Below are 26,080 nucleotides of genomic sequence, written 5' to 3' on the forward strand. Positions count from 1 at the left end.
CATTCGGATAGGCCGCGGCTAGTCTTTAACAATGGGAGGTTTTCATGAAACGGATTAGACCTATACAACATCAAACGGGAATCAGAGTTTCCGTTCGTCGTGGTTCGACATTGCTGATTGTGATCGCATTATTGGCCATGCTGTCTCTGTTGGGCGTTGTCTTTTACACCTTTTCCGCTCAGGAACGCACCAGCGCAGAATATTTTGCAGAGGCATCCCTGAATGTTGATGATATTGGCTTCAATCCAGACGTCTATTATGACTGGGCACTTGAGCAATTAATAATTGGCCCGGGAAAAGATAAAAAATTATATAACAGCGCGCTTTGGTCACGGCGGCATTCCATGATTCCCAATATGTTTGGAATGGACCATACCAATGATAAAATTTCCGATGCGCATCCTTATTCAGGCGAAGGCATCAATCTAATTTTAAATTCATCAGCAGCTCCCGCTGTTGACCAGGATTATAATGGAACACCCGACAATGCCTTTCTCCTGAACTATAACCTTTCCCCTGCGGCACAGGAAACAGTGATCAATAGCTGGACCGGTTATCCTGAAATTGATGTGAATTACACAGCACCCGATATTAATAATATGTTCCTGGCTTATAATGGTTTTGTACCAGGTCCAAACTGGCCTGCCAATCCGGATGATTTCAAGCAGGTGATCATTCCTTCCTTTCATCGGCCACAATACTTAAGAACGTCGGCTGCCCCTGTGACTGATTGGTATGTGAATTCGACTTATGCAAAAAGAGTATTTCGCCCCCATGCCGACCATGTTTTTGTGCCGAAGACGGGAGTCGCTTCCTCAACGCCACGATTTGACCCGGCTCTGTTTCCAGGTGTTCCCCTTGATGGTGTGGGCGTAACATCAACGGGAAAAATGGGGATCTGGACCGGTGATGGTGATACCGAATATTTTCTGGATGTTGACAATGACGGAGACGGAATTCGTGAAGGGATCTGGATGGATCTGGACTTTCCCCCTATCGAGAATCCCTCGATTCCGGGTTCATATGTGATTCCCCTCTTCTCATTTACGGTCTATGATTTGGATGGTTTGATCGGTCTGAATACGGCTGGCAACATGCGTCAGCCCGGAGGTGGTTCTCCTACATCCCAGCAAGTCGACCTGAATTATGCAGGCTCTGGTGGTAAGTTTGGAGACAATGAAACAGGATCTGGTCCGAATCAATTTTTATTCCTCTCTCGGTCTAATCTGGGGCTTTCCTCACCAGGAGAAATCAATCCTCAATATGCCTTGTATGCTCAGCCACCAACGACTTTACCATTAAATGCGGTGGAACAACACAGAAACTTTTTTGGAGACTACCCAAGCAGTTGGGCAGAACTTTCCAACATGGAATACTTTTTCCTGAAATTTGGTCGCCCTATTTTTTCTTCTGGTCTTCCAGCTAACACGACAGGAACATTTGGAAACGTCACGGATCTCGCTGCAGGAGTTTGGGGGGAAACAAATCTACTTTATAATGCACAACGGCCAAGCACAGGCAGTCAAATATCAATAAGTTCTTTTCCACGTCCTGGAAAAGCAGGAGTCGACGATAATAATGACCGCTTCGAAGGAAGTCATAAAGATGGAACTCTGCAGACGTTTGCCGGCACTATGGGGGTCAACGTCCCCGGCTATGGTTCTCCGATCAGCTTTAATGGCGCGGGCCGTGGAAATAAAGTAGGTTCGGGGGCCGGTGATTACCGGCAGCCGGATTTGCGAAACGGAGGTTTTGGAGGCCCTGGAATATGGCCTCATTACACGAATCAGGAAGTGGCAAATCCCAACTCTAGCCCGTTTGTACGCTGGCCCGCTTCACTCTTTAGCTCATCCGTCGCGAATGAGTCTATTTTGACTGACGATGCTGATGAAATTATTGTGAATCGAGACGAAATTGATAGCGTCAACGATACAATTCTCGGACCAGACGAACTAGCGTTTTTGCACCTTTCCGGCAGCGATATTACCAATGCCGGGGTGACGTCACGTCTGGGAACATTGCTGCCGTATAACTTTGGGAGTAGTAGCAAGGCACAGGAAATTCGTAAAAAATTTACCACAATCAGCTGGGATCGAAAGCAATTCGGGAAATCAAAAGTACCCGGTTTCCGAAATTGGGAAACAGCAAGTAGTGCATTTCCTCCGACCTTTGGAGGCACTGATCCGTTTCGACCGGAGTTGCGTGCATTATTGTCACTGTCACTGGGAGGCATTAATCAAAATCTCATCCAGCAAAAGTTGAATGTCAATGAACTGCTTGTCTATGAAGAAACAACGCTCGCCTTCCGTCCGCTGACACCTCATCCCGGAGAAGATTATAATGAGAATGGTATATTAGATGGGACTGAAGACCTGAATCAAAACGGCGTACTCGATGCACTTACATCCACAGAGATCAACCAGTCTTGGGGTTCAGGCACATTGCCAAGTTATCCACCGACTAACGCTGAGCAAAAAGAGTTCTGGGCACGCTATGATCGCCAGAGAATGGCCCGAGATATTTATGTTCTGCTTTATGTTCTGGGAGGGGGCAAAAACATAGACTATTCACAGGATAACTCGTCAAATGCGCTTTATACCGATGCCGAAATGAAACAAATGGCGCAGTTTGCTGTCAACATGGTTGATGCATTGGATCGCGATGATGTACTAACGCGGTTTGAGTATGATACGAATCTGAGTGATGGTTGGGGGCTCAATGATAATCCTTATCAAAACACTAGCGACACCGATCGTGCTGAAGTATGGGGAGTCGAAGCGCAGAAATTGACGTTGAGTGAATTTATTCTCGTCCAGTGCGATGACCAAATGAGCGATCATGCAGTGACGCAGTTTCCCGATGATAAAGTTGATGGGTCTGATCGCGAGCGATTTTTCACCGCCATCGAGTTACGTAATAACAGTCCTGCTGAGGTGTCTTTTGGGACAGAGGGAAAATGGAGAATCGGCCTGGAAGTAGATGGAAGCGTCCGCACCTATGCCATTCCCAAAAATAGAAAAGTCGCCGCTGGTGGGTTATTCACACTGCTAAGCACAAATGCTGCCGACACGTCCAATGGCAGCGATCCTTACAGTGAATTTCGCGTAGACCTGAATGGAAATAGTGATTTTAATGATGCTGGCGAGCAGATTATTCCATCCGTCGCGATTGCTGGCACAGCCAAAATTGATATTGTCAATGATCAGGCAACCACCAACTCGCTCGTCACCGTTCTAGATAGCAGTTCTACTGATCTTACGGGGACTACAGGCAGCTTTCTGGATAGCGCCCGGACTGAGTTGAGTGCCACATCGTCAGACATCAAAGTAAAACTGTATCGCAAAGCGCACCTGGGGCGCAATACTTATCTTTCTGCGGGAGTCCCGGTTCCGGATCCCGATAACCCATGGGTTCTGGTCGATGAGATGGCGGTTCCCAAAAGTGAATTTAGCCTGACAATGGATACCGCCATGGAGGCACAAGCTCAACTTGACCGAAATGCCATGAAGAGCCAGGAACGCTCACAACCATTGTATAAACGTAATGATAACTTAAATACGATCGGTACCGGTAATAATATTCGAAATACCATCGGTCAAAAAAATTCTCGTACCACCGCGACTTACTTTGATACATGGCAGCCGCACTTCGATCGGAACTTTGCCTCCATAGCCGAGTTGTTGTCGATCCCATTATGCGGACCTGATAAAGTGACAGAACAACTGGTAACAGTTGGTGGTTATATGGCTCGAAACAGTGCTGCAGGTACCGATCCGGAAATTGGGGACATTGATACTGATGATATCAATGTCGCAGGAATACAAAAATTTCTTGACCCCGATGGTCCGGATGATTCCGCAACGACTGATGACGACAATCGCTGGTATCGTTTATTCGAATATATCGAAGTTCCTACACGCCTGCATCGCCACCTCGGTAATCCATTGGAAGCGCCACGTGTCGCTGGGAAACTGAATTTAAATACCATCAGGCACCCGTCTGTTTTGGCCGCCCTGATTGATGATATGGGAACCGTCGCGAATACAACCAGCACGGCGTTGAATATTGCGAATTATACAACAGATGTAACCGGTACGAGATCACATCATCCAAGGCTCTCAGACAGAACGGTTGCTCCGCGAGACTGGTGGCTGGAATATCTGCTTTCCAGGGACAGCGTCACGACAGACTCGACGAGTGGCGCATTTAAAATGCTGAGTATTGATGCTTCCGGAAATTTGGTGCAAGATTCAACACGGGCTTCACAGACAGGGTATATTATTCCCGGTTTACCAGGCACGCGTCCTTTCAAAAGTCTGGATACGCTTGCGACAAACGGGCCAGTCAGCACTTTGCGTGAAAATGGTATTTTGCGAAGTTTGCCTCTGGATTTGCAGGACCCCGCTAAAATCAATAACCCCCGAGGGCTGTTTGAAGTGGCTTCCTGGAATGAACATGCAGCCACTTCTTCAGCGCCTAAAGTGGATTACTTCACGCGCAATCGAATTTTATCAAAAATAATGGGGAATACGACGACCCGCAGTAATACATTTATTGTGTTTGTATCGGTGGCCCTTTTTGATGCCGATGGTCCCGGGTTGACGGTTAATGATGGCGTTGTGCAGATTGGTGCCCGCTCGAACGGTAGTTCAGTGAATGAACCCGATTATCGTGGTTTCTTTGTCATCGATCGAACAAGGGCCGAAGATGCATTTAACGGGACCTCTGAGAAGTTTGAAAACTGGAGACGATTGATACGTTATCGTCTCCATATTCAATAGGTGAAATCGTGCGTACAGTTTTTTCTGATCGGCATAATATAGAAATCAGGCATAATCATTAAATCAGTTACAGGAGAAAGGGGAAAGCCATGTTGCCTTAGTTGTAAACTCTGGTTGCGGGCCGTGCAGCGGAGATTGTGGGACATGGATGTTTGAAACGTCTATTACTATAGATGGGATTTTAGCGGGATTCCTCTGGTTTCCTGATGAATGAAACTGTTTTTGAGTTTGTTTTTGATACTTGACCACAAGTAATATATAATCTGTTTGAACCGTACTTTAGTGAGGAGAAGGACCATGAAAACTTTAAGAATCAAACAAAAGCTGCAACGGCGTAAAGGCTTTACGCTGATCGAACTGCTGGTGGTGATCACCATCATCGGCATCCTGGTTTCGCTGACTCTGCCAGCGATCCAAAGTGCCCGCGCCTCAGCCCGAAAGCTGACCTGTCTGAATAACATGCGAAACGTCGGATTGGCCGTCGTCAACTTTTCATCCGGTGCCAACTCACAGTTGCCACTCCTGGTTGATCCCAACATTGAAACCGATCCAGCCGGAACTCGTCCCAATGACGGGAATGACAACCTTTCTTGGTGTACGACCATCTTACCATTCCTCGATGCAGTCGGTTTTCGGCAACGATGGGATACGGTCGCTAATGTCGCTTCACAGGACGCTGCAACACCAGCTCAAATTCAGGCCCTCATAGATTTAAACAACACCCGCTTTCCCGTTTTCACTTGCCCCGACGACCAGTTCAACAACGACTTAGGGGCACTGTCCTACGCAGTGAATGTAGGTTATGTCACAGACAACTATAATGCTACTGGTGTGGGGTATGCTGCTACAACACCTACAACCGGTGTTGGACATCACCCTCTGGGAGATACTGCACTGGACGGAGCCGTCACTAGTTTGGCTAATGCACCGATCAAATTTGGAACAGGTGTCTTCTGGCGTCCTTATTCTTCGCGGATGTCTCTGGACTTTATTTCCGCCGCGGATGGTCTGACCCAGACCCTGATGTTAAGTGAAAACCTTCAAGCAGGAGAATGGGCTGACCAGGGTACAGGAAGTCTCGGGTTTGGTATCGATATGGAAGGATTACCTATGGCAGCCGGATCTCTGAACTTATCAACCGCTTCTCCCACATTCAATCTGCAGAATAGTGTGACTGGCAATGATTCTCGCATTGGTTCCAACCTGACTGCAGGAAAAGGACAGGCTTGGCGGCCGAGTTCCAACCACCCCAGTGGTGCCGTGAATGTGATCTTCTGCGATGGCAGTGGAAAATCACTGACACCTCAGATGGATGGCGGCGTTTATGCCCGTCTGTTGACCCCCGCTGGTCTGCGTTATGGCCAGGCTGTTGTGGATGGAACATCCTTCTAATCCAAGGAAGCTGATCGCAACCACGGTTTTGAGTCTTTCTCAAAACGGTTCAAACTGACTGACACCAGGGCCTCAGGGTCCTGGTGTTTTTTTGCGCTCTTACCATGAGGGAGAATGAGATGCAGCAACAACGTACCCCACGCACACTACCAAAACGAAACGGGTTTTCTCTGCTCGAACTGCTGGTGGTGATCGTCGTCATCAGCATTCTGGTGTCGTTGACTCTGCCGGCAATTTATCGGTCCAGTTGTGGATCAAGCAAAATTACATGCCTGAATAACATGCGGAACGTTGGCCTGGCAGTTGTCAACTTTTCATCGGGTGCCAACTCCGAGCTGCCACTACTGGTTGATCCCAACAAAGTCACAGACGCTGATGGAACCAATGCCAATGCACACCGGGATGACCTCTCCTGGTGCACGACGGTCCTGCCTTTCCTGGATCAGGTCCGTTTCCGTCAACGCTGGGATGCAACCGCCAGCCTCGCTGCTCAGGAGGGTGCCACGCCAGCGCAAATTCAAGCACTCACAGATTTGAATCAAACCCGGTTTCCCATCTTAACTTGCCCCGATGACCAGTTTAATTCCGATCCGGGTGCGTTGTCTTATGTCGTGAATGTGGGCTATGTCACAGCCCATTATAATTCGGCAAATGACTTTGCCCATCATCCTGCCAGCGTCGATGGGGGCCTGGATGGAGACCGTTCCACCACGGCTGATATCCCGGTCAAATTCGCATCCGGCGTCTTCTGGCGTCCGTATGAATCACGCATGTCGCTGGACTTCATTTCGGAAGCTGACGGCATGACCCAAACCCTGATGCTCTCTGAAAACCTGCAGGCCGGCGCCTGGTCAGATCAGGATACCGGCAATCTGGGCTTCGGCGTGGATATGCAAGGTGTCTTTCAAAGTGGAAGCACTTCACTTCGTCTGCCCTCTGGATTTGAGCTGAAGAATTCGGTTACCGGCACCGACTCACGCATTTGTTCGAATCTGACCGCGGCAAAAGGACAGGCCTGGCGACCCAGTTCAAATCACCCCAGCGGTGCCGTGAATGTGATCTTCTGTGATGGCAGTGGGAAATCTCTCATACCACAGATGGATGCCAGCGTGTATTCACGGCTGTTGACCCCCGCCGGTCAACGGTACAACCAGCGGGCCGTTGATGGAAGTGCTTTCTAACGAATCATGGTTCCCACAAAGTAACACCAGAGATCGAAAGGGCTCTGGTGTTTTTTTGTAGCTTCGAATAAGATATGTCTTCTTGTACACTTTTTGCTGCGATGGAGAGATCCTAAGCTTACTTTTGCAGTACCAAGAAAACCGTTCCCGAAGAGAGAGGAGACATAACTCTGTATAACGTCTCTTGACGAATCACCGGTAAATCGGATATGGAACGTTATAAAATTAGCAAATCTATCGGAGAGTCGCTTTGCGCCCCGGCACGGAGTCCGGAAAAGTGGTCTCTTCCCGCCTTTCAGGCACCAGGAAATCAGTGAGCTACAACTTGACTGTCAAACCGTTTACAGCCATAGTCGTGGTTCAAAGAAAAGTGAATTTGAAACCAGACTTAACCTCGTGATGAGTCACTAAATATAACCATTACATCTCAGGATAATATCATGTTCGACCCCTTATCAGGGCAGATGCCAACTCAGGCGAACCAGCGTGCCAGAAGTTATTCCCAGCAGCGTCAGATGGGGATTGGTGATCTCCTGTTGGACAACCGGATCATCTTTCTGGACAGTGTCATCAATGACGCCAGTGCGAATCTCATCGTGATGAAACTGCTCTATCTGCAGTCCGAAAATCGTCACCAGGATATTCATCTCTACGTCAATTCCCCCGGCGGTTCCGTGACATCGACGATGGCGATCTACGATACGATGCAATTCATCGAATGCGATGTCGCGACTTATTGTGTCGGTCTGGCCGCCAGTGGCGGTGCGATTCTGGTTGCCGGTGGTCAGAAGAATAAACGCTATATTTTGCCACACGCCAAAATGATGATTCACCAGCCTTACGGTGAAGTCGGCGGGCAGGTTTCCGACATTGAAATTCAGGCCAAAGACATCCTGGATACACGCGAAGTTTTGAATAAAATCCTGGCAGACCACACCGGGCAATCGATTGATCAAATCGCGTTGGACACGTCCCGCGATCGCTTCCTGACCTCTGCGGAATCCGTTGAATACGGTCTGGTAGACGAAGTGCTGGACCGCGACAAAGAAGATAAGAACAAAGAACAGAAGTAATCAACTGAGTCGGCAGAGACACTGTCGAATGATTATCAACCATCAAATTTATCATCAATTGAAGTGAGTGTTATATGACGGTCCTTACTCCCTATGTGATCGAAAAGAATGGCCGCGACGAACGCGCCATGGATATTTATAGTCGTCTGCTGCAGGATCGCATCGTGATGATGGGATCGCAGGTCAATGATCAGGTGGCACAAAGTCTGGTCGCACAACTTTTGTTTCTGCAGTTTGATGACCCGGAAGCAGATATTCATTTTTACATCAATTCACCCGGTGGTTCTGTCACCGCGGGAATGGCAATTTATGACACGATGCAGTACATCTCATGTGATGTTGCCACGTATTGTATCGGACAGGCTGCCAGTATGGGCGCCCTGTTATTGACCGCGGGCGCTCCAGGAAAACGGAACGCACTGCCCAACAGTCGCATCATGATTCACCAGCCACTGGCGGGCATGCAGGGGACTGCAACCGACCTGGAAATTCACGCCAAAGAAGTCTTGAAAATGAAGCGGCGGCTGAACGAGATTCTGCTGCATCATACAGGTCAGACTCTGGAAAAAATTGAGCAGGATACCGACCGCGATAACTTCATGGACTCCGAAGAAGCCAAAGCCTACGGATTGATTGATAACGTTCTGGAGCATCTCGAAGCACCAGGCACCAAAGAATAAATCTTAGTTTTGATAAGCAGGAGGCAGAAGAGGATTCTTCTGCTATGATTGATTTCTGATGAAGCAAACTCTTTCGACATGGATGTCGTTATTGTTGGTTCTCACTCTTTGTGGGTGTGGAGGTCGGGGAAATTCCGATTTGCTGGAAGCCCGCTTGCGTGAACAGGAAGACAATATTTTTGCATTGCAGCGCGATTTGAAAGAATCGCATCAGGCGCTGGAGACAGCCCGTCATCAGACCGAGGCAATGCAAAAACAACTTGTCAAAGCATCCAATGGAACCTTGCTACCTGAGCAGACAAAAGCCCTGTACCAGGTGACTGGCGTCAAAGTCAACAGCCTGTTGACGGGCGGTGTCGACCTCGATAACCAACAAGGCGATGAACTCTGGACAACCCTGATCACCCCCCACGATGCCGACGGAGAAACGGTCAAGTTGCCTGCTGACATGGAACTGGAGCTCGTCGATCTAAGTCAGACCGGTGCCAACCGTCGTGTTGGAATCTGGAACTTTAATAGTCAGGAAGTCCGCTCGCACTGGTACTCCGGCTTTGCTGGCTCCGGGTTTCGCTTTGAACTTCCCTGGCAACGACAGCCCTCTAATGAAGATCTGACACTGGTGGTTCGTATGAAATCACAGGATGGTCGGATCTTCAACACGCAAGCACCGTTGAAAATCAGCCAGGTTGATCAGCCTCAGAAATCAAAGGTGGCTCAGGCTTCTCGAGAACAGCTGACGCCGGTCGAACCCGCGCGCATCTCATTTGAAGAACAAACAGGTGTGGTCATCGAAGAAGATGAAAATCCGTTCGAACCCATTCCCACTGATGACGTGCAACAGGAAGAAGCGGGGGATGATTCTCCGTTCCGCGTGATTCAAGAATAGTCTCAATTCCAGATACCACATATAAAAAGCTCTCATCGGGGAAACCGGATGAGAGCTTGGTTTGTTTGGGGGGGCTCGAATTTTAAATGAGTGCGTTGTCTCTGGCTGCTCGCGTCTTACCCTTGCTGCGGACTATCGCATCGAGTGTGATTTCGCCAGTGCATCTTCTGCTTCCGCAATCCGACCGCACCGCTGGCAAATGACAGAGAGCTGCAGAAATGAAAATTTGTCATCAGGCTCTAACTCGGTGACTTTGGTTGCATGAGCAATCGCATCGTCAAAGTGACCCAGCTTCTGATTGTAGACGGCAGCTGCCGAATGCGCCAGCACGTAGTTCTCATCGAGAGCCAGGACTTCTTTCAGTTTCGTCAGGGCTTGTTCGACGTTTCCGCTCTCGTAGATTTGGACTGCTTCATCATATAGGTTTGCAGGGGTGCTCATCCTCGAAATCTCTCTTTTCTCTCTCAAAATGTCCAGTTGAAGTATGAGGATATTATTCAGACAACACTGTCATCCTGACAGAAATTCTATAACATCACTACTGAAATTATAGTCATCCAAGACAAATTCCAAACGACCGATTTCCAGCTGGTGCGCTGATTTATGCTAAGCTCCTATGATAATAGATGAATCAGATGAAATCATAGGCATTTGAGTTCGGTTCCTGTAGAATTTGTAAACTTCGATTGTACTCACGATAACATGATTTGATGAAAGCGGAATGTGCCTCCAATCAATCCGACATCCAGAAATAACACAACGATTCCACGCCACGAACTCATCGCGATTGTCGCCATCATTTTGATCGGATGCCTGCTGCGATGTCTATTCCTCTCCGGCGACGCCATCGAGCATTTTGACGAAGGCGTCTATGCTTCGAATTTGTGGTTCGGCATAGAGCAGGGGGCCGAGTATCCGGGACGCTATTATTACGCGCCACCTTTGTTCCCGTTTCTGATTGAATGGTCGATGATTTTTCTGGGCAGCGGTTCCTGGGGTACGTTCCTGCCTTCTCTGTTGCTGGGGATATTGACCGTGCCTGTGGTCTGGTGGGTGGCGCGAAACTGGTTTGGTTCCGCAGCAGGACTGGTGGCTGCCAGTCTGGCCAGCTTGAGTGATCTGCATCTGATCTATAGCCGGGCTGCGTTGACCGATGTGGGGCTCGGCTTCTGTCTCTTACTGGGGGTCTACCTGATCTGGAAGAGCGATGTTTCTCCTGGATGGAAGTGGCCTGTTCTGGCGGGCATCACCATCGGAGCAGGGTGGGCCATCAAATACAACGGCTGGCTGCCGTTGGCGGTCGGACTCTCCGGTCTGATCCCCTGGCTTCTGATTTACCGACATCAGTTGAGTCACAAGACAACATTGCTGCTCCGCTGGGCAGTGATCACAGGCATCGCGTTTCTGGTCTGGTTGCCAGTTTTAATCGGACTTCAAAAGTGGGGCGGCTATTCGGTGGTCGCGGCAAATCACAGTCGGTATGTGGTTGGATTTTCCGGCTGGTATGATTCCTTCACAAGACAGCTGCAGAACCATCGTCTGCTGGAAGGAACATCGAACATTGCGGGTATCGGTCTGGTGAGTCTGATCCTCTGCCTGCTGTTCGTTCGCTGGTTCACATCAAGAAATATGACAGCTGACTCCAAGAAATCGGAATCGGGAAAAACGCGTTTCACGTGGAATCCCATTCTGGGAGGTGTGCTGGCTGCCCTGCCGCTCTTGGGAGCCGCTCTGATCGGGGTCAGTCCGGTACTTGGTCTGCTGGCTGTTGCCGGGATATTTCTGCAGCTGTTTTTTGCTGGCGGCTCATTCCGTCTGGTGCAGGGAGGAGAAGAGGGGGTGCAAACTGAATCGCCATCCCCCGCCGTGAATCAGTCTCTCGCAGCCTGGTTGCTGGCAGCCTGGTTCTGTGGATTGCTATTGGCAACACCCCTTTATTATCCGTATCCGCGACTGACGATTCCGTTGACGATGTCGGCCTGGTTGGGTGCCGCGGCTTTTGCTGGCTGGCTGGAACAGCGCTGCATTGGGACTCTGTTCTCATCTAACACGCAGACAGCGAAACCATCGAAGAGTCTGGCCGCGGTTCTACCGGGAGTCGCGGTTGTTGTATTCACCCTGATTCTGGTTGTGAGCTTCAAACCTTGGACGGTGGCGGCCTGGAAACCGCGCGACGGTCTGGCCATCATTGCCCGGAACATGCTCGCTGATCTCAAGTCGGAGCGTGGCTCTTCCGCCTCGGATTCCATTCTCTACATCTACGCCGAGCCGGGACTGTTTTTCAATCTCAAGTCACAAGGACATCAGCTGACTGGTCCTGTGGCTGATTTTCACTTTCTGGATTCACGTCCTGCGAATGTACCCGTCTATCTGATCGCGGGGCCACACGCGGCCGCTGATACGGAATTCCAAAAGAAGTTCGACCCGGTCCGTGATCGATTTGAATTGGTCAAGTCATACGATTACACGCCCAGCCTGCTCGTCAGACTGAACCAGTCTCACCTGGGAAAGAAAAACGAAAGCGAACCAGTGAGGTTGTACCGCGCAAAGTAGATTTGGCAAGGTAGGTGTTTCACGTGGAACACCCATTGAAGTCAATTCAGGAGACTCGATTGCCGGCCCAACCTGCCGTTCAAATTGAATCAGTCTCACCTGGAAAAGAAAATCGAACATGAACCAGTGAGGCTGTACCGCACAAAGCAGGTTTGGCAAGGTAGGCGTTCCACGTGGAACACCCATTGAAGTCAATTCAGGAGACTCGATTGCCTACCCCATTCGGTCCCCTTCCTACAGTCACAGAGAGAACGATAATAGTACATCCCTGTCGTATGCTGTTCCTGTGATTCCATGAAACGCGCTCCACAAAACCCTCTTGCCTCAAATGGCAAATCAAAATAGAATCCCCGCGCCTCGTGTCATACTCTATTTTGTCAGGCAGTTTCATTGTGAGAAAAAAACGTTATGGATGATCAAAATCAAAACCCAACCGACAATCCCGCTGAACAATCAGAAACCCCAGGTGCCCCTCGTCGCAGATTGGGACGCGGCCTGAATGCACTATTAGGGCGTGGTGCGGATTCGGAATCAGATAACCAAGGTGAAGGTGCGACCGGAGAATCAGCGGAAGTTTTCGTGCCAGCCGAACAGGATCAGATCGACGTCGACCTGATTGAACGAAACCCCTACCAGCCTCGTCAGGATTTCGCAGCAGATTCTCTGAAGGAACTGGAAGGCAGTATTCGTCAACATGGCGTTCTGCAACCGTTGCTGGTGCGTCCATTTGACGGAGCCTACCAGTTGATCGCCGGTGAGCGGCGGTTGAAGGCGGCCCGTGAAGCTGGCTTGAAAACCGTTCCCTGCCGTGTGCTGAATCTGGAAGAGCGACAGGTTTGTGAAGTCGCCATTGAGGAGAACCTCAAACGGAAAGACCTGAATGTTCTCGAAAAGGCCCAGGCTTTCAAGAACTACCTGAGTCAGTTTGACAGTACGATTGAGCAACTCGCTCAACGGCTCAGCCTCGACCGGTCGACCGTCAATAATATGATCCGTCTGCTCGATCTGGCCGAACCAGTCAAACAGGCACTGCAGGCGGAAAAGATTTCTGCCGGTCATGCACGCACCTTGTTGAGTCTGGACGAGCAACGTCAGATCTCTCTGTGTGAGCAGATCCAGTCGGAGTCACTCTCCGTTCGCAAGACCGAGGCGGAGGTCCGTAAGATCCTGAAAGGGGAAGCAGACACCGTTCCCTTTGAGAATACCAAGAAGACCACGGAAGCGCCCCAGATGACCAACCACCTGGTAGACCTGCAACAGCAGCTTCGCGAAATTCTGGGAGCCCAGGTCGAGATCAAACTCAAGACCGATCACTCGGGACAGATTCTGATCCCCTTCGATTCCAACGAAACCTTTGAGCGGATCACCGGAGTTCTTCGGAAGTCTGCCTGAGACGATCCACGAATCCAGAAGCAATTCAGCGGCGAACCCGAAATGCGTCACTTGCCTTTCGGGTTTGCTTTTTGTTGCAGGTTCAATTTGATATGCCGGAAGGTCGGATTACTTGGCTGCAATTGCAGCAGCGTATCGACCGACTCCAAGGCCTGCGTCCAGTTCTGCTGTTTTTCATAAAGCAATGTCAGCATCAAGCGGAAGTCAGCAGACTGCGGTTCCAGCTCGCAGGCTTTCTTGAGTGTCGTCACTGCTTCGTCTTCCCGCCCCAGCAGATAGTAGAGCAGACCCAGGCGGTATTGCAGCAGTGCATTCTCGGGCAGGAGTTTGGCATCGCGGGCCAGAAGCTCAGCTTCTTTGCTGCGCAGTTCTCTGGCTTCTTCCGTCCGTCCCTGCTGTTCGAGAAGCTGTGCCAGGTTCGATCGCGGACCAGCAACTGCGGGGGCCAGCTTGATTGCCGTCCGGAATTCCTGTTCGGCTTTTTTGAGATCCCCCTGATTCGCGTATAGAATTCCCAGGCTCATGTGGGAGCCGGTCTGGTCACCGTCCGCCAGTAAGCCCGCCTTGTATTCTTCCAGCGCGTCTTTCAATGACCTTTGGTTCTGTTTGGTGTCCGGTAGAATCGGGAGCGACGAAAGAATTCGCGCGACTTCGCTTCTCACCCCCCGCGAGGAATCAGTCAGTCCTTTGGCGAGTAGCTTGCCGATATCATTTGCTTCCTCCCGGGAACTGGGAGTCCAGCCTTCAAACCCACGCAGGGCCGCCAGGCGAACGAGTTCTTCTTTGGACTTCAAAGACCGTTCGACAACCTTTCGGCTCTCGGGAGTATGGTAGCGGGTGGCTAATAACGAAACCGCGGTGGCGCGGACTATCGGCCCGACTTCTTTTTCGCGTGTCAGTTTGATGAGGGCCCGCTCGGCTTCCGGTTTCCCTGCACGGCCCGCTGCCAGGATTTCGCCGTAGTGTGGATCATCGCGCCGCTTGGTGCCGTACCATTTATCGACGGCCTTCGCCGCCCATTCTGGAGTTTCGTCGGCCTTGGTGTGACATTGATTACAGGCATTGGGAGTACCCAGTTTGACTGTCAGATCGGGGCGTGGAATCCGCAGACTGTGATCCCGTCGGGGGTCAACCACCATGTAGGTCTTGGAAGGCATGTGGCATTCGACACACGCTGCCCCTGTGCTGCCCACTTTATGGTGGTGGTGACTGGGAACATCATACTTGGCTTCGAGGTGACACTGAGTACAAAGTTTGTTGCCGGGGAATTTGAGTTTTAAGGAATGCGGGTCGTGGCAATCGGTGCAGCGGACCCCTTTGCGATACATCTTACTTTGCGTGAAAGATCCGAAGACATACACCTCTTCGTTGATCTGCCCGTCTGGATGGTACAGATGGTCTTCCAGTAGAGAGAGTGCATAGTGGTCGTGAAACCGATCCAAGGGTGTATGTCCGGGGGCAACGTGCCTGCGGTGTGAATGGCAGGGAGCACAACTCTCGAGTTGCGCGGTCGCATCTTTCCCTTTGAGTTTGGCCAGACCATATCCATAGTGTCGATCCCAGAACAGGGACTTTGAGTTGGCCAGTTTCACATGAATCGAACCGGGACCGTGACAGGCTTCACAGCTGACGCGCATTTCAGAAAACGAAAAGTTATGAGTGTCGGAAGCAACATCATAATTTTTGGACCAGTCTGTGGTGTGGCATTCGGCACACATGTGATTCCAGTTCTGGGCAGAACCGGTCCAGTGCAACGGATCATCCGGGCCAAACGGTTCGTCAGGACTGGCATAGTACCAGCGTTTCTGTTCGGTGTCCCAGGTCACTGGTAAGACCTGAATTTTGCCGCGTCCCAGATCCGCCAGATATTGCTGTAGCGGATGGACGCCGATCACATACTTGACTTCAAACCGGTCTCGCTTGCCATCGGGTCCTTGCGTGGTCACAAAATATTTGTCGCCTTGATGGGTCATCGTGGACGTGATGCCGAAGTGCTCCAGTTCGGTATCGTTGAAATCCCCCAGTACGAATTCGGGAGTGGCCGGGTTCATCGCCAGATCGTGATCTGATTTTTTCCAGAGTGCGGCTTCTTTCTGATGGCATTCAAAACAGGTTTGACGACCGACATAGGTTGCCTGCTCACCCTCCGGAAGACCAGACCACCAGTCAATGGCTAAGCCAATCGATGTGATACTCAGGAATATGATGACGCCGTAAATCCATCGTTTCTTCATCGCGCTAATGCTTTGTCTGTCTATCTCAGAATGTCTGTCTGGTTGATTTCGAATGGTCTCTTTTCGCATCTTCGAGTCAAGTCTCCGCCGTCAGATTTGGTTCCGAAGCAGGAGGTCACCTTGCGAAAATACAACTCACTTTGCTCAATCTGGAGAATGTGTATTTCGCTACTTCTGTAATACACAATTTTCGGGAAGTGTGAAAGCAACCAGAGCAGGAAACAGAATCAGACTTCATGGGGTGTTTCTTCTGGTACAAAATCTTCAGGCACCGGCTGCTCTTCGCCTTTCACTCTCAACTCGGTCTCTTCACTCAATTTTAGAAGTGGCAGGAACCGTCGCGCGATACGCGTCTCGACAGTGACACGAGAGTCATCGCTTGAATATTCCCTGGACAAGATCAACGAATGATCTTCCAGTTGCGACAGTAACTTTCCATTTCCGACGGGCGTTTCAACTTCGATGATCACATACCCGGAAGCCAAGCGGTCAATCACCGCTTGAGACAGACGGTCCAGTCCTTCGCCTGAAACCGCGCTCACACTGATTGCGTTTTCGTATTTGAGACGCAGCACATCGAGCTTCGATCTGTCTTCAACCTTGTCCGTTTTGTTAAAGACCAGGATCGCATTTTTGTAGTCGATCCCAATTTCATCCAGAACCTGATTGACCGTTTTGATATGGTGTTCCACCTCCGGATTACTGGAGTCGACCACGTGCAATAACAGGTCTGCCTGTCTCGCTTCTTCCAGCGTCGATTTGAACGAAGCGACCAGATGGTGCGGCAGGTCTCGAACGAACCCGACTGTATCACTGAGCAAAATTTCTCCCCAATGTGGAAGCTCCCAACGTCGGGTGCGAGTATCCAACGTGGCAAATAATTTGTCAGCAATATAGACGTCGGCTCCTGTGAGCGCATTCATCAGGGTGCTCTTACCCGCGTTTGTGTATCCCACAAGTGAAACGGTCAAGTGCTGAAATCGATGCGACACGGTCCGCTCACGGCGGCGTTCTACTTCCGAAAGCTTCCGCTTTAGTTCAGCGACTCGTTTGTCTAACAGTCGACGGTCGGTTTCCAGCTGCTTTTCACCAGGACCACGGCCCGCGCCGACACCCCCTTCGATGCGTTCCAAGTGAGTCCACAGACGCTTCAACCGGGGACGGAAGTAAAGTAGCTGAGCCAACTCGACCTGCAACTTGGCTTCGTAGGTTTTGGCGTGAGTGGCAAAGATATCCAGAATCAGTTCACTGCGATCCACAATGACGGTCCCGGTCTCTTCTTCAATATTCCTACCCTGTGAAGGAGAAAGATTATTATCAAAAACGATGAGTTCGGCATCGACGTGCTTCACCATCTGCTTGAGTTCTTCGAGCTTGCCTTTGCCAAGACAAGTGGCCGGATGAGGCTGCTCTCGATTCTGAACGAGCGTGCCGACCACTTTGACGCCGGCTGTTTCGACGAGTCCTTTTAATTCATCAAGTGCCTGATCTTTTTCTATATGGCTGGAAGGGGAAATCACAGAGACCAGAATGGCTCGTTTTGCTTTGACTTGTAGTTCTTCTCGTTTTGGATCCGCCAAGGAGGTTCAACCTTATCTATTTAATTGGGGGAGAGTGAAAAGGGGACCAGCTTCGTGTCCCTGCTCCTACTCTCCATTTTAACAGGTTATCCAGGGGAGAATAGGCTATTTATCTCTCCTGACACCAATTCGTGGCGGTAAGTTCAGGTTATACCATGTTTTGGTGAAACCGGCACTCTGCTCAGACTTGAGAAGTGAGTGTAGATACAAATGTTTAAGAGGGCGTTTTCATTAAAACGACATCCAGCGCATCCGCGCGGGTGCAGGCTTCCCAGTATTTTTTGAATTCCGGGTACTGATCTTCGAAGACGATGCCTCCCCGATGATCGACTTCGCGCTGGCAGATCAAATGCGAATTCTCCACATAGACGGTCGCCTGATAGCGGCCCCATGCGCACTCGAGATTGTGCTCGTAAGGTAACCCGTAACCTTGATAGCCGGAAGGAATTTTAATTTTGTGCTCGTCGGTGAAGCGAATCGGATTCGGGGTTTGTAAAGCGGACGTCCTTTTTTGAACATTGACCACGCCCGCCGTTTGCATCGAGCCAAGCCAGGGAATGCGAAATAAAATAATTTCATCAATCTGTCGCGACCATTGATCAAGCGTCGTCTGATAACTGTAACTGACATCCCGCGAAATATCTTTCAGATTAATAAACTGCGGCGATTCAATTCTGGCGCCGGTCAAGTGGGACGCCAGTTCTTTTTCCAGCGTCAGCACCGTCGACTCTTGATTGCGATACATATATTTTAATCGCAACTCCATTGCCGTATCGCCGGACGTTCTGACTTCAGCCGTGAATTGGTAACTACAGTCTTCTGATAAAAAACCTTCACAAGTGCGACTGACCTGCTGACTTTGAGGTCCACCTTCTGGAATCGTTGTCAGCTCGCCTCCTTCAGAATTCAAGAGCAGTGCTTGTGTCCCCTGATCATTATAAGGGATGTCTTTAAACGTGACGGGGCCCCCGGCTGGATCCAACCAGAGACGATCTCCGTTTTCCAAAGTCACACAGACGATCGCATGGTCAAAACGTGCTCCTGGCAAAAATGAGACAGAGCCATTCATCCGTGTCAATAAAATGGCAATCGATGCTTCGATTCCCAGATGCCTGAGCATGGAAACCATCAACGAAGATTTGTCTTTGCAATCCCCGCGCATGTCCTCCAGCATCAATCCCATTTCGCGGGTTTTCTCAAGGTTCAGTTCGTTGGGGTGCCTGCCATAGCGAACGTCTTCAGAACTGTATTTGTAAACCGAATAGATTTTGTCCTCTGTGGATTGATCATCGCTGGCAAGTTCCTCTGCCAGTTTTTGAATCTGGGGTGGTGTCCTGGCAGGAGGTTCCAGATCCTTGACGTAGAATTTTGTGATCGGCTTCCAGGAGGCAAGTGTGGTGATATCGATCCAGGGAAGAACATCGCGCGGATGAGGAGTGCCATCATCGGTTTCATAACCGGGGATGTCGTGCAGGTCCCACTGATAAACCTGATAGCTCCCCTGTTTCCATGTTCGCGGTTCTGCGTCAGTTCGATGTAATTTGTAATCCAGCGAAAACGGTTCGGCAATCGCAACGGTAAATCTCAGTCGTCGGCAGGGAATCGCAAACTGTAAATATTCCTGTCCCCACATGCAGGCGGCGATTCGATCGGGAATAAAAAAATCCTGCTGTTCCTCAAGTTCGACGGTCACGCCGGGACGGAGTGGATAAAAATTGAGAGAAGTCTGCCCATAAGGTTGAACGACTTTCTTCGCTTTCCTCACACTGCCGTCGGGAAGATAAACTTTCGCGGTCTGGATTTTATGCAGCGATGTGTTTCGATCATAAAAGCGATAGACTTCATCCCATTGCGCCAATAATTCGTTTGCGTATAGCTTGGTTATATTATGCGCGCGTCTGGTAATGGTTCCATCGCGATGCAGAACCGACGTCGCATCGGAGAGCAGGATGTATTCTCCCCAGTGTTGTAATTCGTCGTCAGAGAGATCTGGAATACATACTTCGTCAGCTGCAACCCGCGGCGCAAACGCAGAGGTCTTTCGCGCCATTTTAAACCGGGTTCGCCAAAGCTTCCGTTTCGGTTTTACGGTTCCGTCTTTGCTGGTTTGATTCAATGCAGGGACTCTTTTTAGTCAATTGAAAGTTGACAGGGAGACTGAATCATATTGTAGCTTGAATTGAAGTTGGTGTTCCAGTACGAGCCACAGAAAACTGCCCTAATGTATATGTTATAAACTCAGGCCATACAGGCACTTCGAATGAGAGAATTCGACTTAGCGAGAGGCAGAAATAGAAGAAGCGATCGAAATGACGATCGCTTCTTACTCGTTATGGCTTGTTGATTTCAGCAGCTAAAGAGAGAACTTATTTCTTCTTTTTAGCGGCTTTTTTCTTAGCAGCTTTTTTCTTTGGTGCTGCTTTCTTCTTTACTGCTTTTTTCTTTGCTGCCTTTTTCTTTGGGGCGGCTTTTTTCTTAGCAGCTTTCTTTTTGGGAGCAGCTTTCTTTTTAGCAGCTTTCTTTTTCACTGCTTTTTTCTTTGGAGCTGCTTTCTTCTTAGCAGCTTTCTTTTTCACTGCTTTTTTCTTTGGTGCTGCTTTTTTCTTTGCCTTTTTCTTTGCCACCGCAAATCCTCCTTTGAGAGTTAAACGAGGGCTGCCTTGCCGCTGGCTCCGGGCTATAAGTCGGCAAAGGTCTGCCACAACGAATAAGAATTGAGCTTGTCAACCTTGACAAACCCCGATGTTCGCCCTCGTTGAAAATGAATGATTTTTCAATCAAATGATTTTTTTAATTGACACTCATTACGCAATAAGGACTTACATCTATTTATTGGCAATCATCGTAAATATTTCCAAAAATTCTGCAAGCCATTTATTCATTATTTGCGCGTTTTAAGCTTGCTGTAAAGCTTCGCGTACTTTGCGTTTAAAAGTAAAAGTGCGCAGAAAACAAAATGAATTTGTTGTCTCTGTTCGATTCGTTAAAAAACAAGAGGTCGATTTAACACTACTATAGTAGCACTAAACCGACCTCTATCAATTTTACTAAATCAATTTGTCTGTTTGCATCGCTCGTAAAAGAAGCTTCGTTTCGTTTTTAAAATGATGCAAAAAAGGGGGGAGATTTTTTTTTACGTTTTCGAATTTTTTTTTGCTTCATCGCTTGATTAGAGGGTTTTAGACGCTTTCCCAGACCTCTTTCATGTAACGAAAACTTTCGCGCGCGATATGTTCCGCGCCCGGTTCGTAGTCAAAAACTTCGACTGAAATCCATCCTTGATAACCACTTTCCTTCAGCGCTTTGAAGATTGGATGGTATTCGGTATCCCCCATTCCCGGTCCCAGAAGATTGGTATCATTCACATGGAAGTGCCCCGTCTGGGCGGCATACTTATGAATGAGTTCCGGAATCGATTCTGTTTCTGCTCCCAACATGGCTTTCACGTCCTGGTGCAACACAAAATTCTCGGCTCCCACCTTGTCGATCAACTCCATTGCGTCCGCACAGGTGTTTACAAAGTCGGTTTCTTTGGTGGTTAATGGTTCCATGCAGATTCGCACACCTCGTTCTGCAATCGCAGGCAGACAGTTTCGGAACACTTCCGCCGCGTTTTCATAAGCCTGCGCCCGCGACATGCCCTCTTCAACATTGCGTTGGAATGGCGAGCCAAAAACCATTAAATCGCCGCCCAGATCCGCACACAGATCTCCCAGTTCAACCAGATAATCGGCTGTCTTCTGACGAACGGCAGAATCAGATGTGGTCAAATGTAGTCCTTCCGTTTTCGCCAGAAGCCAATGCAGGCCAATGATTTCCAGCCCATGGCTTTCGGCCGTTTGTTTGAGCGATTTGCGTTGATCTGCTGAAATCGCCGCAGGTCGATCGGCAAAGGCAAACGGGGCCAGCTCAATCCCTTTATAGCCAATCTCCGCGATCAGGTTACATTGTTTTTCCCAGTCCCAGTCAACGAACAATTCCTGACAAATGGCAAACTTCATGTAAGTATCTCACTTTAATGATAGAAAAAAATTCAAAAGGCATCCCAGCTTTTGAGAATAGCAGGCACTCAGCCATTCATCGAGTCTTAGCCGCTAATCTTCCAGCAGCTTTTGTGGATTACTGGCATTGGGTTTAAGACGTGGTCAGGGAATCGGTAAGTCGCAAATCACAGCCAGAATACAAGTACTGTACCAACAACGGTCTCTGAGCAGGTATCGATTGTATCGATCGAATGGTTTGTGGTAACCGACCAGAAGAGGATAAGTGATTAGGTGTGGATAAATAGGCCTATCGGTTAAGCAGGGGCAAGTTTAGTGACGAAGTAGATTCTAACTGTTTCCAGATTTCAATTTTGTTTGCTGAAATTATCATGTAGAGGAATAGACCAATGAAAAACGCAACCTGGATTCCCCTTCTGGCGGCCGCTCTGATAATGGCCTGCTTTGGGGAGCAAGCCCAGGCAGGATACCTGGGAGCAGGTAGCTATAATTGTTGCCCCACAGAAGCATGTACTTCTTGTGGCGATTACTGTGCTGCCAAAGAATGCTCAAGTACCTGCTACAAAACTGTTGTTGAAACCGTATGGGAAAAGCAGAACTACACCTGTCAAAAAACAGTGTATGATACGGTCTGCGAAAAAGTTCCCGTGCAATACACCAAAAACGTATACAAGACCTGCTACCGTGATGAATGCTATACGGTTTGCAAGCCTGTTTACCAAACCTGCTACCGTGATGTCTGCTACAAAGTCTGCAAGCCGGTCTACAAAACCTGCTACCGCACTGTAACCTGTAAACGCAGACGGCCCGTGTACAACACCTGCTATCGCGATGTCTGCTACACAGTCTGCAAGCCGGTTTACAACACTTGCTACCGAGATGTGTGCTACAACGTCAGACGCCCGATTTGTGAAACACACTACCGTGACGTTTGCTGCACCATTTACAAAACGAATTACAAGACCTGTTACCGAGATGTATGCCGTACTGTCTGCAAGCCCGTTCACACCTGGCACGACGTCGAAGTCTGCTGTGGCGAATGGAAAACAGTCACCGAGCATTGCCCCGGTCCGGTTGTTGAAAAATGTGTCTGTGAACCAGGAACCTGGGAATACGATTGCAGCTCATGCTGCCCGATCTACAAGCCAGGTTGCTGCAAAACAGTCAAAGTACAGTGCCCCGGCACAACAATTTGCCGACGAATCTGGTGTCCCAAGACGGTCACCCGAAAAGTCTGCTGCACAACTTATCAACGCGAGTGCAAAACCGAACGGGTTCCTTACACAGTATGTGAGCGAGTTCCCTGCACGATTACCAAACGTGTACCTTACACCTGCGTTCGTTATGAGTGCGAAACCCGAACCAAGAAGGTTCCTTACACCACCTGCAAAATGGTCCGTGAGTGCCGCACCCGCAAGGTACCTTACACCACTTGCTGCTGGAAAGAAGAATGCGTAACGAAACAGGTTCCTTACACCACTTGCACCATGGTTTCAGAATGTCGGACCCGCAAGGTTCCTTACACGACCTGCAGCTATGAGCAAAAAACCTGTACCCGTAAAGTTCCTTACACTACCTGTCAGCAGGTTTGCTGCACACGGTATGTTACGCGAACGAAATGTGTACCACGAACGGTTTGTGTTACCAAAACACGATGTGTGCCGAGACAAGTATGTCGGAAAGTACCAGTCACTGTCTGTTGCCCCGCGCCAAAGACATGTACTGCTCCTGCTCCCAAGACTTGTGTCAGCAACTAGTCAAAGTGAAGCCAGAAGAGTTTTCAGCAACTGAAAATTGAAACTGCGAGAGGGCGGTTGATCTTGGATCAGCCGCCCTTTTTGTATTGCCAGGTAGCATTAATTGATTGTTTTGAATGTGATTCCCAAGACCGCAACCTAACCCAGTTTGGTTCGAACCGCGGCCAACGCCGTGCGACTGATCTTGTTTTAAGACTATGCCAGCCGAAATGACTGATTAGCCGAAGGGCGTTAGCCCCGGTTTCTCACCATTTGAAAAGACCTATTCGAATTAAGAAACGCGACCTGGTAAGAAAGCCAGAAAGCGAACCCATCCAGGTATTCGGAAATCAACTGGTATCTTTCGCGAACTCTCCCATAAAAAGTTAGATGGCTCTGGTTATCACCAGTCATTTTCTGCGTTACAGGCGTAGTGAAAAGCAGGCAATCTTTTTTCGAGAACTTGTCGGGAGGCATTGATGGACAATTCGAAGCACTATGTGATTCGAGGCGGTATTGAAGGCCGGGAGCGTTTACGAATTTTGGCGCGCGTGATGCATGAAAGTACGGGATCGCTGCTCGATCGGCTGGAACTGACTGGCGGTCAGACATGTCTGGACGTCGGTTGTGGCGGCGGTGATGTTACCCGTGAGCTTGCCAGCCGTGTCGCGCCGGCGGGAAAAGCCGTGGGGACTGATATCGATGCCACCAAAATCGAAATCGCCCGCGAAGAATCGCAACAGGCAGCGATTAAAAATATCGAGTTTCGTTTGTCGGATCTCTGTGAAGCCCTGAGAGCTCCTGAATTTGACGTTGTCTATTCACGGTTTCTGCTGACTCATCTGAGTGATCCGCTCGGTGCGGTCAAATCGTTCTTGCGGCAACTGCGTCCTGGCGGCATTCTCGCTCTGGAAGATATCGACTTCAGTGGCTCCTTTGCTTACCCTGAATCCCGAGCCTTTCAAAAGTTTTACGATCTCTATTGTACGGTCGTGCGAAATAGAGGCGGTGATCCGAATATGGGGCAACGGCTGCCGCTGATTATGAAAGAGTGCGGCCTGGAAGCGATTCAGGTTTCCGTTGTCCAGCCAACCGGACTCACCGGCGATGTGAAACGGCTCAATGGCCTGACGATGGAAAACATCGCCGACACAGTACTGGCAGATCAGCTCGCGACTACAGAAGAAATCGCTCAGATTGTCAGAGAGCTTAACGAGTACGCCGACGACGAACGAACCCTGACAGGAGTCCCCCGCGTCGTACAGGCCTGGGGACGATTACCCTTCGTTTGAAAGCTTCCTTTATTTTAATACAAGGTTTAACTCTCGCGTTGATTCTTGTTACAGCCCGGATCCATGGGAACCGGTTTGCCTGTCTTTTCGATCGGGTGCGTGAAGAGATACTTCCAGACATCTTCGTGAATGTACTTGCCTTTCGCATCTTTGCCGGCATTACCTCCGGGAACGACGGAGGAATGGGCGCGGCGAGTATTCTTTTTCACATCAAAGTCGGTGATCAACCGCCGTGTGTTTCCATAGGGAGGCTTTGCTTGATCGACGTTGACGATTGGGCCAAATTCATGCAGGCCGATCAGTTCCCACGAACGGCAGTAATGATCTGCGGTCCAGCCGCCATCCAGTACGTGTGAAAAACCGAAGTAACGATTATTGGGTGTCGCGGAAGGAAGTGACTGCCAGTTCTGCAACTGATCCCGCGGACCACAAAACATGACGACGCGACCGACCTTCTGATGTTTGGCAAATCGGGCCGCAGTCGTGGAACCATGCGAACTGCCTGCCATAATTACGTCTTCCCAGCGAAGGTCCTTGCCATCTGGCGTCAGATAATAATCCCATTTGCCTTGCGGGTTCTTTTTCGCCAGCCACTTCACAAACTGCAGTGCGCGTTCTTTCATGCCATCCGGTTTAGGAATCTCCACCTGGTCGCTGAAATCTTCACCGGTTGCTGCTTCGAGCCTCACGTTACCCCGGCACGTTTCTCCCACAGGTTGCTCGCGACAGATCTTGGAGAACCAGCGGTTGGCGTAATGCACCTGAATTGCATGCAGGCCGTAGCTGGAAAGGCGATCGAACAGTTGGCTGTTATATCCCATCAGCCAGATCACCAGCTTGCCTCGCGGTTTGACGCGGGTATCAACGACGGCATGTTCCAGATCCTGAACTTTGCCTTTCGCTTCGAAAACAAAATCGATCTCCGGATGCTCTTTGGCCTTCGGATCAATTTCACTGGCGCGAGCTGTTAACTTGTATTCCTGCCGCTTGGGTCCTGAATAGCGAAGCTGCCGTTTGTTATCTGCCTTGAGCGGGCCGACAGTGACCAGAGACAATAACACGAGAAGACAAAGCGATTTCGAATGCATGATCTTTCACCAGAATTAAACGGGGAGAACAAGAAGGTAATACGTCGCGAGGGTTTTATTATATAGTCGCAGGCTGCACGATTCCTTATTCCCATCCATCCATCTGATGAGAACTTAAAAAAAGAGTAAATTCCAGCAAATGAAATGAGACGCGCGCAAAAAAACGCGACACACATCCAGAAGAGCGTATGTCGCGCTTATGATTATGAAT

17 protein-coding genes are annotated in these 26,080 nt (G+C 49.6%); 10 read left to right on the forward strand and 7 right to left on the reverse strand.

All coding sequences use genetic code 11. From position 1 onward, the window contains the following. The first annotated feature begins 44 nt into the window (after positions 1-44). From Pan241w_RS25025 to Pan241w_RS25050, 6 genes are all read left to right on the forward strand, one after another. Entirely contained in the window at positions 45-4,781 is a 4,737-nt protein-coding gene (locus Pan241w_RS25025; RefSeq protein WP_145221196.1) for a hypothetical protein, read from the forward strand. A 297-nt stretch (positions 4,782-5,078) separates the two neighbouring features. Continuing rightward, complete coding sequence (locus tag Pan241w_RS25030; RefSeq protein WP_145221199.1) at positions 5,079-6,173, forward strand: DUF1559 family PulG-like putative transporter; 1,095 nt, start codon at positions 5,079-5,081, stop codon at positions 6,171-6,173. Between the two features lie 119 nt (positions 6,174-6,292). Further along, positions 6,293-7,354, forward strand: coding sequence for a DUF1559 family PulG-like putative transporter (locus tag Pan241w_RS25035; RefSeq protein ID WP_232107270.1), 1,062 nt, complete (start codon positions 6,293-6,295; stop codon positions 7,352-7,354). A gap of 440 nt (positions 7,355-7,794) precedes the next feature. After that, positions 7,795-8,427 (forward strand): ClpP family protease, encoded by a 633-nt coding sequence (locus tag Pan241w_RS25040; protein ID WP_145221205.1) that lies wholly within the window; start codon positions 7,795-7,797, stop codon positions 8,425-8,427. A 74-nt stretch (positions 8,428-8,501) separates the two neighbouring features. Next, positions 8,502-9,107, forward strand: coding sequence for an ATP-dependent Clp endopeptidase proteolytic subunit ClpP (gene clpP / locus Pan241w_RS25045; protein WP_145221208.1), 606 nt, complete (start codon positions 8,502-8,504; stop codon positions 9,105-9,107). A gap of 58 nt (positions 9,108-9,165) precedes the next feature. Continuing rightward, positions 9,166-9,993 carry a hypothetical protein gene (locus Pan241w_RS25050; RefSeq protein ID WP_145221211.1) on the forward strand — a complete coding sequence of 276 codons (828 nt, stop codon included), beginning with the start codon at positions 9,166-9,168 and terminating at the stop codon, positions 9,991-9,993. A gap of 132 nt (positions 9,994-10,125) precedes the next feature. Here Pan241w_RS25050 and Pan241w_RS25055 read toward each other — a convergent pair whose 3' ends face one another. Continuing rightward, complete coding sequence (locus tag Pan241w_RS25055; protein WP_198000139.1) at positions 10,126-10,434, reverse strand: hypothetical protein; 309 nt, start codon at positions 10,432-10,434, stop codon at positions 10,126-10,128. A gap of 282 nt (positions 10,435-10,716) precedes the next feature. Here Pan241w_RS25055 and Pan241w_RS25060 point away from each other — a divergent pair, with 282 nt between their 5' ends. Together Pan241w_RS25060 and Pan241w_RS25065 are read left to right on the forward strand one after the other, a co-directional pair. Next, positions 10,717-12,546, forward strand: coding sequence for an ArnT family glycosyltransferase (locus Pan241w_RS25060; RefSeq protein WP_145221214.1), 1,830 nt, complete (start codon positions 10,717-10,719; stop codon positions 12,544-12,546). Between the two features lie 408 nt (positions 12,547-12,954). Then, complete coding sequence (locus Pan241w_RS25065; protein ID WP_145221217.1) at positions 12,955-13,938, forward strand: ParB/RepB/Spo0J family partition protein; 984 nt, start codon at positions 12,955-12,957, stop codon at positions 13,936-13,938. A 47-nt stretch (positions 13,939-13,985) separates the two neighbouring features. On the opposite strand, the gene Pan241w_RS25070 is transcribed toward Pan241w_RS25065, so the two are convergent. The 5 genes from Pan241w_RS25070 to Pan241w_RS25090 form a co-directional block, all read right to left on the reverse strand. Further along, the gene (locus Pan241w_RS25070; protein ID WP_198000140.1) at positions 13,986-16,172 is read right to left on the reverse strand and encodes a tetratricopeptide repeat protein; all 2,187 of its coding nucleotides are present in this window, start codon (positions 16,170-16,172) and stop codon (positions 13,986-13,988) included. Between the two features lie 227 nt (positions 16,173-16,399). Then, positions 16,400-17,752 (reverse strand): GTPase HflX, encoded by a 1,353-nt coding sequence (hflX, locus tag Pan241w_RS25075; protein WP_145221222.1) that lies wholly within the window; start codon positions 17,750-17,752, stop codon positions 16,400-16,402. Positions 17,753-17,966: 214 nt separating this feature from the next. After that, positions 17,967-19,868, reverse strand: a complete 1,902-nt coding sequence (locus Pan241w_RS25080; RefSeq protein WP_145221225.1) for a transglutaminase domain-containing protein — start codon at positions 19,866-19,868, stop codon at positions 17,967-17,969. Between the two features lie 250 nt (positions 19,869-20,118). Beyond that, positions 20,119-20,376 carry a hypothetical protein gene (locus tag Pan241w_RS25085; RefSeq protein ID WP_198000577.1) on the reverse strand — a complete coding sequence of 86 codons (258 nt, stop codon included), beginning with the start codon at positions 20,374-20,376 and terminating at the stop codon, positions 20,119-20,121. A gap of 555 nt (positions 20,377-20,931) precedes the next feature. Continuing rightward, a complete protein-coding gene (locus Pan241w_RS25090; protein ID WP_145221228.1) occupies positions 20,932-21,753 on the reverse strand; it encodes a sugar phosphate isomerase/epimerase family protein in 822 nt (273 codons plus the stop codon). Between the two features lie 389 nt (positions 21,754-22,142). Here Pan241w_RS25090 and Pan241w_RS25095 point away from each other — a divergent pair, with 389 nt between their 5' ends. Next, on the forward strand, positions 22,143-23,510 hold the full coding sequence (locus Pan241w_RS25095; RefSeq protein ID WP_145221231.1) for a hypothetical protein: 1,368 nt from the start codon (positions 22,143-22,145) through the stop codon (positions 23,508-23,510). Positions 23,511-23,968: 458 nt separating this feature from the next. After that, positions 23,969-24,781, forward strand: a complete 813-nt coding sequence (locus Pan241w_RS25100) for a class I SAM-dependent methyltransferase (RefSeq protein ID WP_145221234.1) — start codon at positions 23,969-23,971, stop codon at positions 24,779-24,781. 26 nt (positions 24,782-24,807) lie between these two features. Here the strand turns inward: Pan241w_RS25100 and Pan241w_RS25105 are convergent, their stop codons facing one another. Then, positions 24,808-25,869 carry a BPSS1187 family protein gene (locus Pan241w_RS25105; RefSeq protein WP_145221238.1) on the reverse strand — a complete coding sequence of 354 codons (1,062 nt, stop codon included), beginning with the start codon at positions 25,867-25,869 and terminating at the stop codon, positions 24,808-24,810. Positions 25,870-26,080: the final 211 nt, after the last annotated feature.

The organism is Gimesia alba (genome assembly GCF_007744675.1).
GTDB lineage: Bacteria > Planctomycetota > Planctomycetia > Planctomycetales > Planctomycetaceae > Gimesia > Gimesia alba.